Origin of the sequence: Janibacter sp. LM (assembly GCF_039631275.1) — a bacterium.
Lineage (GTDB): Bacteria > Actinomycetota > Actinomycetes > Actinomycetales > Dermatophilaceae > Janibacter > Janibacter terrae.
The window spans coordinates 17176-30507 of sequence record NZ_JBDIVG010000014.1 but is presented as its reverse complement, the minus strand read 5'-3'; the positions used below and the strand labels follow the sequence as shown (position 1 = coordinate 30507).

Genomic DNA, 13332 nt, shown 5'->3' with positions numbered 1-13332 from the left:
TCGTAGCCTTGTCCGCATGGCACTTCGTGACGCTCACCTCGTCCAGACCGCCCCCGTGACCGCCCTCGGGCTGGTCGGCGGTTACCTCACCGCGCGCGAGAGCGGCATCCGCCCGCTCGGCGGCCTCGTCCTCGGCGGGGCCGGCCTGCTCGCCGGCCGGAGCTGGCTGGCCAAGACCGACCCCGCGACCACCGCGGCGCTGTCGGCGATCTACCTCGGCGGCTTCGGCGCCTCGCACCCGCTCGCCAAGAAGGTCGGCGCCTGGCCGGCCGTCCTCGGCGTCGCCGCCCTGTCTGCCGCCGCCTCGTACGTGCTCTCCGACCGGCGATGACCCCCGTCGCCCTCACCGGCGCGACCGGTCGCATCGGTGGTCGGGTGGCGCAGCGCCTCGCGACGAAGGGGGTCCCCCTGCGCCTCCTCGTCCGCGACCCCGACCGGGCACCCGACCTGCCGAGGTCGAGTGCCGTGGTGGCCCCCTTCGCCGATGGTCCGGCGGTGCGCGCGGCGCTCGAGGGCGTCGAGACCGCCTTCATGGTCTCCGCCTCGGAGGCGGCGGACCGGGCCGAGCAGCACCGCACCTTCGTCGACGCTGCGGCTGCCGCCGGGGTGCGGCACCTCGTCTACCTGTCCTTCCAGGGGGCGAGCCCGGGGTCGACCTTCACCTTCGCCCGCGACCACGCGGTGACCGAGGACGAGATCCGGGCGTCCGGCATGACGTGGACCTTCCTGCGGGACGGCTTCTACGCCGACTTCATGCCCGGCCTCGTCGGCGAGGACGGTGCCATCCGCGGTCCCGGCGGTGACGGTCGGGTCGCCGTCGTCGCGCAGGACGACATCGCCGATGCCGCCGCAGCGGTCATCGCCGACCCGGCTGCGCACGCCGGTGCCACGTACACGCTCACGGGGCCGGCAGCCCTGTCCTTCACGGAGATCGCGACGATCCTCGGTGAGGTCGAGGGGCGTGACATCAGGTACGTCGACGAGACCCTCGCCGAGGCCCGCGCCTCCCGGGCGGCCTACGGCGCCCCCGAGTGGGAGGTCGCCGGGTGGATCTCGACGTACACCGCGATCGCCGCGGGCGAGCACGCCGAGGTGACCGGTGACGTCGAGGCGCTGACCGGGCACCCGGCCACGCCGCTGCGCGAGGTGCTGCGCGGCTGATCAGCCCTCGTACGGCAGGAACAGGTCGGTCCGCAGCGTGCTCGGGTCCATGTCGGGCCGCGGCTCGGTGACGTAGACCTCCCAGAAGGGCAGCGCCGGCTGCTGGCCGTCGGCGGCGGTCTGCCGCATGAGGCGGGACCACGCCTGTCCCAGCCCGTCGTAGCCGCCGAGGTAGGACATCGTCGCCACCTGGGTCGCCGGCAGGACCGAGGGATGGAAGGCGATGCCGCCCGCCTCGAGCTCGCCGTCGAGGGGCGCGGCGAGCGGGAAGCCCAGCTCGAAGGTCATCGTCGCCCCCGGCATGCGGCGGTGCATGGAGAAGGCGGGTCCGGCGACCTGGATCCCCTTCTCCTGCAGGGCGGGCACGAGCGCGCCGAAGCTCTCGTCGAAGATCCCTGCCAGGTCACCGGGCAGGACGTCCTCGGCCAGCCGGACGACGGTCGGGACCGCCTGGGTGCTCAGGTAGGTGACCTGCTCGTGGGGCGCGGCCGGGTGGGTGGGGGTGTCGCTCACGAGGTCCTCCTCGGGGTGGTGGGGTCCTTCACCCTCCCACGCTGGCCCCCGCCGTGAGGGTGACAGCGGCCGTCCAGGCGAGCGGTGACGGCCCGGCGGGGGACCCGTCGTCGCGCACCTTCTCCGGGAGCGACCCGGCGGAGGTGCGGTGACGGGCGAGCCAGACGAGCGTCTCGCGGGCCCGGTCCCGGGTCGCCTCCGAGGTCGCCCACGCCGCGGCGAGCACCGCGGTCTCCGGGGTCCAGGCGACCCCGTCCTCTCGCCAGCCGCCCCCGGGCGCGTAGCCCCCGTTGGGTCGGCGCATCTGCTCGGCGGCCCGGTCGAGCGCGGCCCGCAGGTCTGCGCGGTCGGTCAGGCGGTAGGGCGGCAGCATGAAGGCGACCGCATTGTCGCTGCTCCCGCCGGCGATCTCGCGGGGCCATCCCCGCGCGCCGAAGGTCTCGTCGATGCGCGTCGCCATCCGCTCGGCCGCGGCGGCGCAGCGCTCGCGCAGCCGGCTCGGCCCGAGCAGCTGCACCGCGCGCTCGAGCCCGACGAGCAGGGGTGCGGCCGTGCCGAGCGTGAGGTGGTCGGCCTCCAGCTCCCAGTAGTCGGGCGAAGGGAGCGGCAGCCCGTCGTCGTCGAGGCGCGTGAGCAGGGTCGCGGCGCAGTGCCGCACGAGCGCCTCGACCCGCGGTCCGTGCGCATCGCCCCGCCACGAGCCGGCGGTCGTGTGCGCGGCCCACAGCACCCAGCCGAAGCCGTCGTCCTGCGGTGGCCGGTCGTCCGGTGTGCCCCCGTCGAGCGCGTAGCGCGCCTCCATCCGTGCGGCCCGGCCGACGCGGGAGGCGAGGGCGGAGAGCTGGCGGGTCGCCCCCTTCGCGTCCCCGAGGTGGTGGAGGGCGACGGCGACGTGCGCGGTGTCGCGGGGCCAGGCGTGCCGCCACATCGGCGACCACCCGGCGACGGCCATCGGCAGGCCGGCGGAGAGCACCCACACGTCGAGGGCGGCCTGGCGGAAGAGGTCGCGCGGGGTCCCCGGCACGTGGTCCGGGAGCGCGACGCTGCCGAGCCACTCCTCCTGCGCGTCGAGCAGGCGCTCCTGCTCGGGGCCGGCGAGCACGCGGGTGCCCGGGAGGAGCAGCTCGAGGCCGTCGGCGGGGACGATCTCGCGGGTCTGCCGCCACGGGCCGCTGGTCGAGCGCATGGCCACGGTGAGCCCGTAGGACGCGGGCACCTCGTGACGGTCGCGGTACAGGGCCAGGCCGCCCGTGCCGGTCGCGGCGAGGGCGACCGCGCCGAGCGAGCCGGTCACGAGGGTGCGCCGGCTCGGCAGCTGCGGCGTGTCCCCCATCACCCCGTCACGGTACCGGTGCCAGGGGCGAAGGGGGCGAGCGCCAGCACGGGCCGCGCAGCCCGCGCCGGTGTCGGCTCATCCGGCCACGTCCCCTTCGTCGGACCCCGAACCCTGCATCGCCCTGGGGGGGTGCAGCGGGTTGGCCAGGTCGCCGACGCGGATGAGGGAGCCCTCCGGGTCGGTCAGGTCGACCATCTGCAGGGTGTTGCGCAGCTGCAACCGGTTGAGGCACGAGTGCTCGAAGCTCGCGCGCAGCAGGTCCAGGCGCGCGGCCCGGGGGTGCTCCTCCGCGTGCTCGGCGATGCACTCCGCGACGAGCGACCAGAACTGGTTGCCCGGGAGCACACCGTCGTCGGTGAGGATCTCGGCGATGAAGCGCAGCACCCCGTCCAGGACGTCCGTGAGCACCGACAGCGACTGCACCTGCGGGTCGAGGACGTGCCGGATCCGCTCGACGTCTGCGGGCAGCGGTCGGTCGGACATGACGACGACCTCCTCACCGATGTCCTTCATGAAGATGCCGGTGGGCACATGGTCCTCGAGCACGAGGATGACGTTCTCGCCGTGCGGCATGAAGGCCAGGTCGTGCACCCCCAGGCAGTGCACGACGGGCCGCAGGTAGGCCCGGAGCATCCGGCGGACCCACTCGGTGGCGCCGATCGGGCTGGCCGAGATCAGCTCGGTGATGAGCGCGCCGCCGTCGGAGTCGCGGTGCAGCAGACCCGTGAAGGACTGGAGACGTTGTCCCACGCCGAGCTTCGGCACGGGCGACTCGCGCCACAGCGCGGCAACCATCTTGGTGTGCGGGTTGGGGACCCCGAGCTGGTGGTACGCGTCGCCCGTGTAGCCGATCGCCGCGACCTCGCGCAGCACGCGGAATCCGCAGTCGGCGAGGTCTGGGTCACCCGCGACGATCCGCGCCACCCAGTCGTTGATCGCGGGCGTCGCGGCCATGTAGTGCGACGACAGCCCGCGTAGGAAGCCCATGTTCTGGATGGCCAGCGCGGTCTTGACGTAGTGCCGCTCCGGTCGGTCGGTGTTGAAGAACGTCCGGATCGACTGCTGCGCCCGGTACCGGTCGGTGCTCGGGCCGAGGTGGACGACGTCGCGCCGCGCGAGGTCCGCTGCGAAGGTCACCGCGAGCTTGTGGTCCCACTGCCAGGGGTGGACGGGCAGGTAGAGGTAGTCCGCCGGCTCCAGACCCAGCGTCTCGAGGTGGAGGGAGAAGCGCGCCCGGTCCGCCTCGTCCAGCTCACCGTCGTAGAGGTCTGCCTCGGTCACGCCGTCGGCGAGGGCGAGATGGGCGACGCTGCGGCGGACCGCGACCCACACGAGACGTACCTCGGATCCGGCCTCGGGGGAGTAGGCCGCGTGGTCGGTCGCGGAGAACCCGATCCGGCCGTTGTTGGCGACGAAGGCAGGGTGCCCCTCGGTCATCGCGCCCTCGATCGTCTGGAAGTCGGCGCCGACCAGCTCGCGGCTGGTGTGCTGCTCGTGGTGCCACTTGTGGGCCAGGCTCGCGAGGGTCCCGCTGAGCTCCTCGAGGTAGGTCGAGCGCAGGTGGTCGGGGGTACCGAGGTCCTCGTGCAGGTCGGAGACGGCCGTCAGGGCGTCGACCTCGGCCGGCTCGCCGTCGAGGCTCCGCTCCAGGCTCGTCGGATCGACCCGCCAGTGCTCGAGCGCGTGCCGGGTCGCGGCGAAGGTGTAGCGGGCGTCTCCCGCCGCGATCGTCCAGCGCCCGTCACCGGTCGACTCGGGAGCGAGCAGCCGCTCGTGGGCGAACTCACCGATCGCCTTGGCCGCGACGTGGCGGTGGGCACGCGCCATCACCTCTGGCTGCAAGTGGGCGACGTCGGGCGAAGGGAGGCCCCCGCCGCCTTCGAGCCGGCTCGTCGCGAAGTCCACGGCCGTGCAGAAGCTCAGCAGGGCCTCCTTGTCCGGCAGCGAGATCCGCCGGTCGACGACGAACCCGGCGGCGGCGTTCTTCGAGTGGATCGGATGGTTGCGCGCGTCCGGCTCGACGACGACGCGCGTGGTCGCGGGGTGGCGGAAGCAGAAGTGCATGACCGCGCGGAAGACCTGCGAGGTCAGCCCACGCACCGGGGTGCCGGTCGGTGCGACGAGCACGTGCATGCCGAGGTCGCCCGCGGCGACGGGGTAGTGCGCGGCGAGTGCGCTGTGCGCGGGGTCGTAGGTCTCGGTGAGGAAAACGGGCTCGTCGTCGACCCGACCGAGCCAGGCGTCGTGGTGGGCGTCGGCGTCGATCTCGTCGAAGGCTGCCCGTGACTCCGCGCGCGTCGATCCCTGCATGCCCCAGAAGGCGGACCGCGGGTGCGTGACCCACGTGTGCAGCAGCGCGCCGTGCTCGGCCGGGACGACCGGCTCGATGGTGATCCGTCCGATCGGGGAGAGATGGTGCCAGGTCGTCATCGGCCCACCTCGACGAGCCGCGCACGCTCGACCACTGGTGACTCGATCTCGTGGACCCCGAAGTGCTGGAAGGCGATCCGCTCCTCCACCGGGTACACCTCGCGTCTCGCGACCGCGTTGACGATCACCGAGTTGCGGTGAGCGCCCATGCCGAGGTCGGGGGCGAGGACGGAATGGGTGTGCTCCTCCGCGTTCTGCACGAAGATCCTCCTGTCGACGTCGACGCTGTAGTCGTCGCCGGTGTCGTAGCGGTCCCGGGCGTCGCGCCGGATGCGGTCCTCGACGGGCGCGAGGAAGTGCGGTGTCCGCGGGCGGTAGCCGGTCGCGAGGACCAGGCCTGCGCTCGTGACGTGCACCGCCGCCTCCTGCTCCTCGTGGTGCACGACCAGGCGGTACCTCCCTTGGTCCTCGTCCCAGCTGGCCTCTTGCAGCTCGCTGCTGGACAGCAGGGTGGTGGGCACGGGACCTCCGGTCTCGACGCGCAGCCGGTAGAGCGTGTCGTAGATGACGTCGACGAGGTCACCGCTGATGCCCTTGTGGAGGTTGCGCTGCTCACGCGTGAGGACGTCGCGGCGCGCCATGGGCAGACCGCGGAAGTACCGGGCGTACTCGGGCGAGGTCATCTCGAGCGTGAGCTTGGTGTACTCCATGGGGAAGAACCGCGGGGAGCGCGTGATCCACGTCAGGTGGTAGCCGTGGGCCATGCAGCCCTCGAGCAGGTCGAGGTAGATCTCGGCGGCGGACTGCCCGCTGCCGATGACCGTGATGCTCTCCTTGTCCTGCAACGCTGCTCGCGCGTCGAGATAGCCCCCGGAGTGGGTCACGGGTCCGCCGAGGCCTTCGGTGACGGGCGGGACGGCGGGCTCCGTGCCGATACCCAGGACGATGTGCCGGGCGCGTAGCGGGATGAGCGTCCCGTCCCCGCGCCGGGCGGTGACGGTGTAGACCCCGTCGGTGTCGCGCTCGACCGCGGTCACCTCGTGGCCCCAGCGGATCGTCTCGAGCTGGTCGGCGACCCACCGGCAGTACTGGTCGTACTCGGCGCGCAAGGGGTTGAAGTCCTCGCGGATGTAGAAGGGGTAGAGCCGTCCGACCGCCTTGAGGTGGTTGAGGAAGCTGAATCGCGAGGTCGGATCGGCCATCGTCACCAGGTCGGCCATGAAGGGCACCTGGATCGTGGCGCCCTCGAGCAACATCCCGGGGTGCCACGAGAACTCGCCGCGGGACTCGAGGAAGACGCCGTCGACGTCCGGCAGGTCGTGGATCAGCGCGGCGAGTCCGAGGTTGAAGGGCCCGAGGCCGATGCCGACGAGGTCGTGCACCCGGCTCATCGCGCCACCTCCAGCGCCGGGAGCCGGCCCTCGTCCAGCGCGTCCTCTGCCACCAGCAGCTCACCGGTGGCGGCGATCGCCTCGAGGATTCCGCGCAGGTGGGCCAGGGTGGTCTGCGGGTTGAGCAGGGTGAGCTTCAACCACGCCCGGGCGTCGATCGTCGTGCCCGCGACCATGACGTCGCCCCGGTCGAGCAGGGCGTGCCGGATGCGGGGGTTGAGCGAGTCGGCGTCCTGCGGGTCCAGCCGCGGCGGGCGGTACCGCAGCACGACGGTGCTGAGCATCGGCTCGGCGGCGACCTCGAAGCGGTCGTCGGCGACGAGCACCGACCACACCTCGTGCGCGCGGTCGATGACCTCGTCGAACATCTCCCCGACGGCGTCGGCGCCGGTGACGCGCAGGGTCATCCACAGCTTGAGCGCGTCGAAGCGGCGCGTCGTCTGCAGCGACTTGTCGACCTGGTTGGGCGTCACGGCGGTGGCTGGGTTGAGGTAGTCCGCGTGGTGGGTGACGTGGGCGAGCGTCGCCTTGTCACGGACGATGATCGCGCTGGAGCTCACGGGCTGGAAGAAGGTCTTGTGGAAGTCCACGGTCACCGAGTCCGCGCGCTCGATGCCCGTGAGCAGGTCCCGACGGCGGTGGGAGGCGAGCAGCCCGCCCCCGTAGGCGGCGTCGACGTGCAGCCAGGCGTCGTGCTCGGCGGCGAGCTCGGCGATGCCCGGGATCGGGTCGATGGCGCCGAGGTCGGTCGTGCCGGCGGTCGCGACGATCGCCATCGCGCGCTCGCCGCGCATGCCCATGCGCTCGAGCTCGCTGCGCAGGGCCGTGAGGGACATGCGGCCGCTCGCGCCGGTCGGTACGGCGATGACGTCGTCCGGGTGCATCCCCATGACCCGGGCCGCCTTGATGACGCTGAAGTGGCTGTGACCGGTGGCGAGGACGCGCAGGCGGGGGGTCGCGCCCTGCGCCTCGGCTCGACGCTGCGCCTCGCCCCGCGCCAGGAGCAGGCCCTGGAGGTTGGACTGCGTGCCGCCACTCGTGAAGACGCCGTCGGCCTCGTCCCCGAAGCCGATCCGCTCCGCCGTCCACCGCACGAGTCGCTGCTCGATGAGGGTGCCGCCGGCGCTCTGGTCCCAGGTGTCGACCGAGGTGTTGACCGCCGCGATGATCCCCTCCGCGAGCACCGCCGGCAGTGCGACCGGGCAGTTGAGGTGCGCGACGTAGGAGGGGTGGTGGAACCAGATCGCGTCGCGCAGGTACAGGTCGGTGACCTCTTGGAGGGCAGCGTCCAGGTCAGCTGCAGGCCGGTCGAGGTCGATGGCGTCCACAGCGGGGGAGAGGTCGGCGACGGTTGCGCCGCTCGAGGGGGCGTTCGTGGCCAGGTGCCGGGCCACGAGGTCGGTGACCCGGGACATCCCGGCGCGGTAGTCGTCAGCGGTGTCGTGCGTCAGCAGGGACTTCACGGAGCTCCTCGAAGTTAGGTAATCCTTAGTTAGGCTTACCTAACATAGACGCTGGCTCCGTCGCTGTCCTCCTGTGCCCACGCTCGGGGCGAAGGGGGCGAGCGCCAGCCCCTGCTCCCCGCCCCCTCGTCGGTGGTCGCCACGACCACCCGCCCGTCGGGTTGCGCGGCCAGGCCGACCAGCCGACCGGGCAGGTCCGCGGCAGCGGCGTCCTCGTGGAGCTGCGCGACGTGGGTCGTGCCCCCGTCGCTGTGCGCCACGGTGTCCACCGACCCGGCGACGGCGGCGATGGTCGGGGACTGGGAGGTCAGCACGTCGGCCGCCACCAGCTCGGCCGACGCGACGCGCGTCGGCAGGCCCTCGCCGAGCGGCACCCGCCACACGACGACGTCGTCGTCGCGGCGACCGGCCACGGCGCAGTGGTCCACGGCGCACGAGACCGCAGTCGGCCGCTCGACGCCTGCGTCGTCCGCGGGGAAGCGCACCTCCCGCCACGGTCCGGCGGGCGCGCTCGCCGTCCACAGGACCGCGACGTCGCGGATCGCCGGCTCGAGCTCGGTGACCCACCCGACCGCCAGGTAGCCACCGGGCACGGCCGTCACCGCGCCGGGTGAGGGCTGCCGGGCGTCCGAGGCCCGCAGGTCCGCCCCGGCGTCGCGCGGCTGCGACCACCGGTCACCCGACCGCGTCCACACCGCCACGTCGCTGCCGTGCTTGCTCGCGCTGACCCAGCTGCCGAGCACCACGGGTCCGCGCGGGCCGACCGCGGCCCCGACGAGCCCGCCCGCGTCCCACCCGCCGAAGGTCTCGAACCGCTGCGGCTGCTCGACCACCCGCCGGGTGTCGCCGCTCCAGATGGTCCACCGCACGTTGCCGTGCGCGCCGGCGCGATGGCCGCCGACGGCGACGGTGCCCCCTTCGCCGGAGGCCACGGTGAGCAGCTCGGCCTCACGACCGGCCCACTCCCAGCGCGTCTGCATCCCGACGGCCCGGGTCGTGCCGTCGGGCCGCAGCAGGTGGATCGAGGTGCGCTCGGTGGGGTCCTCGTCGTAGCGCCCGACGAGCACGCCCTCGGGCGTACCGGTGAGGGTGACGACCCGACCGGGGCCGGGGAGCGCGACCGGCTCCCAGGTGGGTGCGGGCGAGCCGCAGCCGGCGAGGAGGGCGACGGCGGCGGCGCCGAGCGCGGTGACCCGCCGCACGGGTCACCGCTCCTGCGCGGGGCGCGTCGGCGCGGTCATCTCCCCAGTGTGGTGCGCGTCAGGGGGAGAGCACCACCTTGATGCAGCCGTCCTCCTTGTCGCGGAAGGTGCGGTAGGCCTCCGGGGCGTGCGAGAGCGGCACGCGGTGCGTCGCCAGGCCCTCGACGTCGAAGACGTCCTCCTCACGGGTCACCATCTCGAGCAGCTCGTCGCTCCAGCGCCGGACATTGGCCTGGCCCATGCGCACCGTGACCTGCTTGTCGAACATCCGCATGAGCGGCATCGGGTCGGCCATGCCGCCGTAGACGCCGCTCAGCGAGACCGTGCCGCCGCGCCGGACGATGTCGAAGCACTGGTGCAGCACCTTGAGGCGGTCGATGCCGATCGTCTCGATGGCCTTGCGGGCCAACGGCTTCGGCATCCGGCTCGTGGCACCGATGACCCGCTCGGCGATCGGGTTGCCGTGCGCCTCCATCCCGACGGCGTCGATGACACGGTCGGCACCCCGGCCGTCCGTGACCTCCCGGACGGCCGAAGGGAGGTCGTCGACGGTGCGGATGTCGATCGTCTCCATGTCATGGGCCGCGGCCATCGCGAGGCGCTCGTCGACGAGGTCGACGCCGATGACGCGCTCGGCGCCCTGCAGCCGCGCGGCCCGTGCGGTCATCTGCCCGATCGGGCCGAGCCCCATGACGACGACGGTGTCCCCCTCGCCGACGTCGGCGTACCGCGCCGCCTGCCACGAGGTGGGCAGCACGTCGGAGAGGTAGAGGTAGCGCTCGTCGGACCCGCTCTCCGGCAGCCGCACCGGTCCGTACTGCGCCTGGGGGACGCGGAGGAGCTCGGCCTGGCCGCCCGGGACGGAGCCGTAGAGGCTCGAGTAGCCGAAGAGCGCCGCCCCCTTGCCCTGGTCGCGCACCTGCGTCGTCTCGCACTGCGACTGCAGCCCGCGGCGGCACATCCAGCAGTCCCCGCAGGAGATGTTGAAGGGGACGACGACGCGGTCGCCGACCCGGAGGTCGCCGGCGTCGGGGCCGACCTCCTCGACGATGCCCATCGCCTCGTGGCCGAGGACGTCCCCCGGCTGGAGGTAGGGGGCGAGCACGCCGTACAGGTGCAGGTCGGAGCCGCAGATCGCCGTGGACGTGACGCGCACGATCGCGTCGGTCGGCTCCTCGATCCGCGGGTCGGGGACGTCGATGACCTCGAGGGTCTCGGGGGACTGCCAGGTCACGGCCTTCATGGGTGCCTCCTCGGCATCGGGTCCGCTACCGCTACCCGCCCGGGCGACCCTCAACCGTGCCCGTGCCCACCGGCCTCCCCGCGCAGCCGCACCTGCCCCTGCGACCACGAGATCTCGGCCAGGTCGGCGACGTCGTGCCAGTGCGCCTCCCGGTGCACGGCGTCGATGATCCAGCGGATCACCCGCGGCCCGTCCTGCTCCTCCGAGGAGTAGCCCAGGCTCGAGCCCACGACGCGCGGCCCCACGAGCACCCGCGTGAGGCGCGGGCCGGACCCGACGAAGGCGGTCCGCGCCTCCAGGTCCGTGATGTGCCGGCCCGCTTCGTGGCCCTCGTCGATGACCGCCATGGCGAAGAGCTCGGTCATGCGGTGCACGTCGCCGTCGCTGCCCCGCTGCGGGATCGGGCCGTGGCGGCCCCCTGACCGGGGCGAGTCGTCGTCGAACTGGTCACCGTCCCCCTTCGCCCCCGGAATGCGCCCGATGAGGTGGCGGCGCAACCACCGCTCGAGGCCGAAGGAGGCGAGCAGCTCGGCGCCGGCCCGGTCCACCACCTGGATCGCCGAGCCGAGGTCGGTGATCTCGCGCCAGGGGACGAGGACGACGCCGGGGTCGTCGGGGTGGTTGAGCCGTCGCCAGATCGCCCAGCCCCAGCGACCGAGCACGCCGGGGTAGCGCGGTGCGAGCGCCCCGGGGCCGATGAGCAGGCCCTCGACGACGAGCCCGTCGCCGTCCTCGCGCAGGGCGAGGTCGTCGACCTTGCCGAGGAGGCGGCCCTCGCGGTCGACGACCTGGTGGTCGAGCAGGCGCTTGACGAGGCTGTCGTGGAAGGCGTGGATGGTCATGTCACTGCCCCACCCGGGTGATGAGCATCAGCGGCACGGCGGCCGCGGACGCGACGAGCACGGGGACGAGCACGGCGGTGCCGCACACGTTGGCCAGCCACCCGTTGACCCCGTCGCCCATGTACGTGCGGTCGTTGGCGACGATGAGGATGGGGATGTACGTGAGCGGCAGGGCGACGGCGCTGAAGACGACCGAGTACTCCGTGACCATGATCGGGTCGACGGTCGTGAGCAGCACGCCCGGGCCGAGGATGCACAGCAGGAGCAGGATCGTGTGGAACCGGGTGGCGTGCAGCGGCTCGGCGTACTTGCCCCACTGCCAGCCGAAGTACTGGCAGACGCTGTAGCCCACCGACAGACCCGTCTCGCAGGCCGCGCCGAAGGTGGCGGCGAAGAGGCCGAGCAGGGCGATGGCGATACCGATCTTGCCCAGCGCCATGCCGACGGGCAGCACCGTCTGGCTCAGCTCGCCGACCTCGATCGACAGGGGGAGGAAGACGATGGCCGCCGACGCGGTGATCGCGACCGAGAGCACCGCGCCCAGGGGGAAGCCGAGGAAGACGTTGGCGCGCATCGTGGGGATGTCCTTGCGCGTCCACCCCTCCTCGACGCCGCCGGAGGAGAAGAAGAAGACCTCGTAGGGCGTCATGGTCGCGCCGAAGATCGCCACCGCGTAGTACCAGTAGGTCGGGATCCCCTCCGGCTGCGGCATCGTCGCCGTCGACGCCTCGTGCCACATCTGCGACCAGTCCGGCGAGAGCTGCCAGACGGCGACGGCGAAGACGACGAGGGCCAGGCCGCCGAGCCCGAAGGTGTCCTCGAGCGCGGAGAACTTCACCCGCCAGAACACCAACCAGAGCGCGGCGGCGACGACGGGGATCCACAGGTAGGGGTTGACGCTCGTCGCGAGCTGCAGTGCGAGCGCGACGCCACCGATCTCGGCGATGAAGGTCAGCAGGGTGACGGCGATGGAGCCGACGAGGTTGAGCAGCCCGACCCGTGGCCCGAGGCGCTCGCGGATGAGGTCGAAGGTCGGCCGTCCACTCACGGCCGCGACCCGGCCGCTCATCTCGGCGAAGACGCAGATGCTGAAGGTGCCGACCACGAGGACCCAGGCGAGCGACAGGCCGAAGCGCGAGCCGACGACGCCGGCGGTCACGATGTCACCGATGTCGACGAAGCCGCCGATCGCGGTCAGCAGGCCGAGGAAAAGGGCGAGGGCCTTCTTCATCCGAGGTCCTGCTCGAGCTTCTCGAACTTCCGTACCGTCGCCTCGAGGTCGTGCAGCGCCTGCCGCAGACCGCTCGTGTCGTGCCGGCGGGCGGCGATGCGGGCGTCGGCGATCGCCTCGTCCGCGTCACCGAGGGCGCTCAGCACGTCGGAGCGAAGGGGGTCGTCCCGCCTGTGCGGGGGTTGCACCTTGCCGAAGCTGTCCTCGATGGGCCCGATGGCGTCCTCGCAGCCGCTCAGGCTCGTGTCCGCGACGGCGTCGGTCACGCGGTCCTGGAGGACCTGCCGGACGACGAGCTCGGCGGTCGCGGTCTCGGAGAGCCCCGAGCCGACGGCGCCACGGGCGTTCTGCCGGAAGGCCCCCGAGTCGAACGCCGGGGTGACGCAGCCGGTGAGCGCGAGCACCACCCCGATCGTCGTCGCCACGACCGTCCGTCGCGTCATCGTCGCTCCCGGAGCACGACATACGCGAGCAGGCAGACGAGGCCGATGAGCATCAGCCAGCCCAGACCCAGGGGCCAGCCCTCGATCATGGCGCACCGGTCGCAGCGCGGGACATGCCCCCTGCCTACCCCGTCCTG

General features: G+C 72.8%; 12 protein-coding genes. 2 read left to right on the top strand and 10 right to left on the bottom strand.

All coding sequences use genetic code 11. The features are described 5' to 3' along the window. Window positions 1-16 precede the first annotated feature (16 nt). Window positions 17-331: a hypothetical protein gene (locus tag ABC138_RS08510; protein ID WP_068327340.1), complete on the top strand. Its 315-nt coding sequence runs from the start codon at window positions 17-19 to the stop codon at window positions 329-331. Then, window positions 328-1161, top strand: coding sequence for an SDR family oxidoreductase (locus ABC138_RS08505; RefSeq protein WP_345913385.1), 834 nt, complete (start codon window positions 328-330; stop codon window positions 1159-1161). The genes ABC138_RS08510 and ABC138_RS08505 overlap by 4 nt, the downstream gene beginning before the upstream one ends. Here ABC138_RS08505 and ABC138_RS08500 read toward each other — a convergent pair whose 3' ends face one another. The 10 genes from ABC138_RS08500 to ABC138_RS08455 form a co-directional block, all read right to left on the bottom strand. Beyond that, on the bottom strand, window positions 1162-1674 hold the full coding sequence (locus ABC138_RS08500) for a GyrI-like domain-containing protein (protein WP_345913384.1): 513 nt from the start codon (window positions 1672-1674) through the stop codon (window positions 1162-1164). A gap of 28 nt (window positions 1675-1702) precedes the next feature. Beyond that, complete coding sequence (locus ABC138_RS08495) at window positions 1703-3010, bottom strand: hypothetical protein (protein ID WP_345913383.1); 1308 nt, start codon at window positions 3008-3010, stop codon at window positions 1703-1705. A 75-nt stretch (window positions 3011-3085) separates the two neighbouring features. Continuing rightward, complete coding sequence (locus ABC138_RS08490) at window positions 3086-5440, bottom strand: GNAT family N-acetyltransferase (protein WP_345913382.1); 2355 nt, start codon at window positions 5438-5440, stop codon at window positions 3086-3088. Beyond that, entirely contained in the window at window positions 5437-6771 is a 1335-nt protein-coding gene (locus tag ABC138_RS08485) for a SidA/IucD/PvdA family monooxygenase (protein WP_068327325.1), read from the bottom strand. The genes ABC138_RS08490 and ABC138_RS08485 overlap by 4 nt, the downstream gene beginning before the upstream one ends. After that, window positions 6768-8234, bottom strand: a complete 1467-nt coding sequence (locus tag ABC138_RS08480; RefSeq protein WP_345913380.1) for an aspartate aminotransferase family protein — start codon at window positions 8232-8234, stop codon at window positions 6768-6770. The genes ABC138_RS08485 and ABC138_RS08480 overlap by 4 nt, the downstream gene beginning before the upstream one ends. A gap of 35 nt (window positions 8235-8269) precedes the next feature. Beyond that, window positions 8270-9436: a hypothetical protein gene (locus tag ABC138_RS08475; protein WP_345913379.1), complete on the bottom strand. Its 1167-nt coding sequence runs from the start codon at window positions 9434-9436 to the stop codon at window positions 8270-8272. A 58-nt stretch (window positions 9437-9494) separates the two neighbouring features. Next, the gene (locus tag ABC138_RS08470) at window positions 9495-10679 is read right to left on the bottom strand and encodes a zinc-dependent alcohol dehydrogenase (protein WP_345913378.1); all 1185 of its coding nucleotides are present in this window, start codon (window positions 10677-10679) and stop codon (window positions 9495-9497) included. Window positions 10680-10729: 50 nt separating this feature from the next. Then, on the bottom strand, window positions 10730-11521 hold the full coding sequence (locus ABC138_RS08465) for a hypothetical protein (RefSeq protein WP_345913377.1): 792 nt from the start codon (window positions 11519-11521) through the stop codon (window positions 10730-10732). 1 nt (window position 11522) lies between these two features. Further along, entirely contained in the window at window positions 11523-12752 is a 1230-nt protein-coding gene (locus tag ABC138_RS08460; protein WP_345913376.1) for a divalent metal cation transporter, read from the bottom strand. Beyond that, window positions 12749-13195: a hypothetical protein gene (locus ABC138_RS08455; RefSeq protein ID WP_068327311.1), complete on the bottom strand. Its 447-nt coding sequence runs from the start codon at window positions 13193-13195 to the stop codon at window positions 12749-12751. The genes ABC138_RS08460 and ABC138_RS08455 overlap by 4 nt, the downstream gene beginning before the upstream one ends. Window positions 13196-13332: the final 137 nt, after the last annotated feature.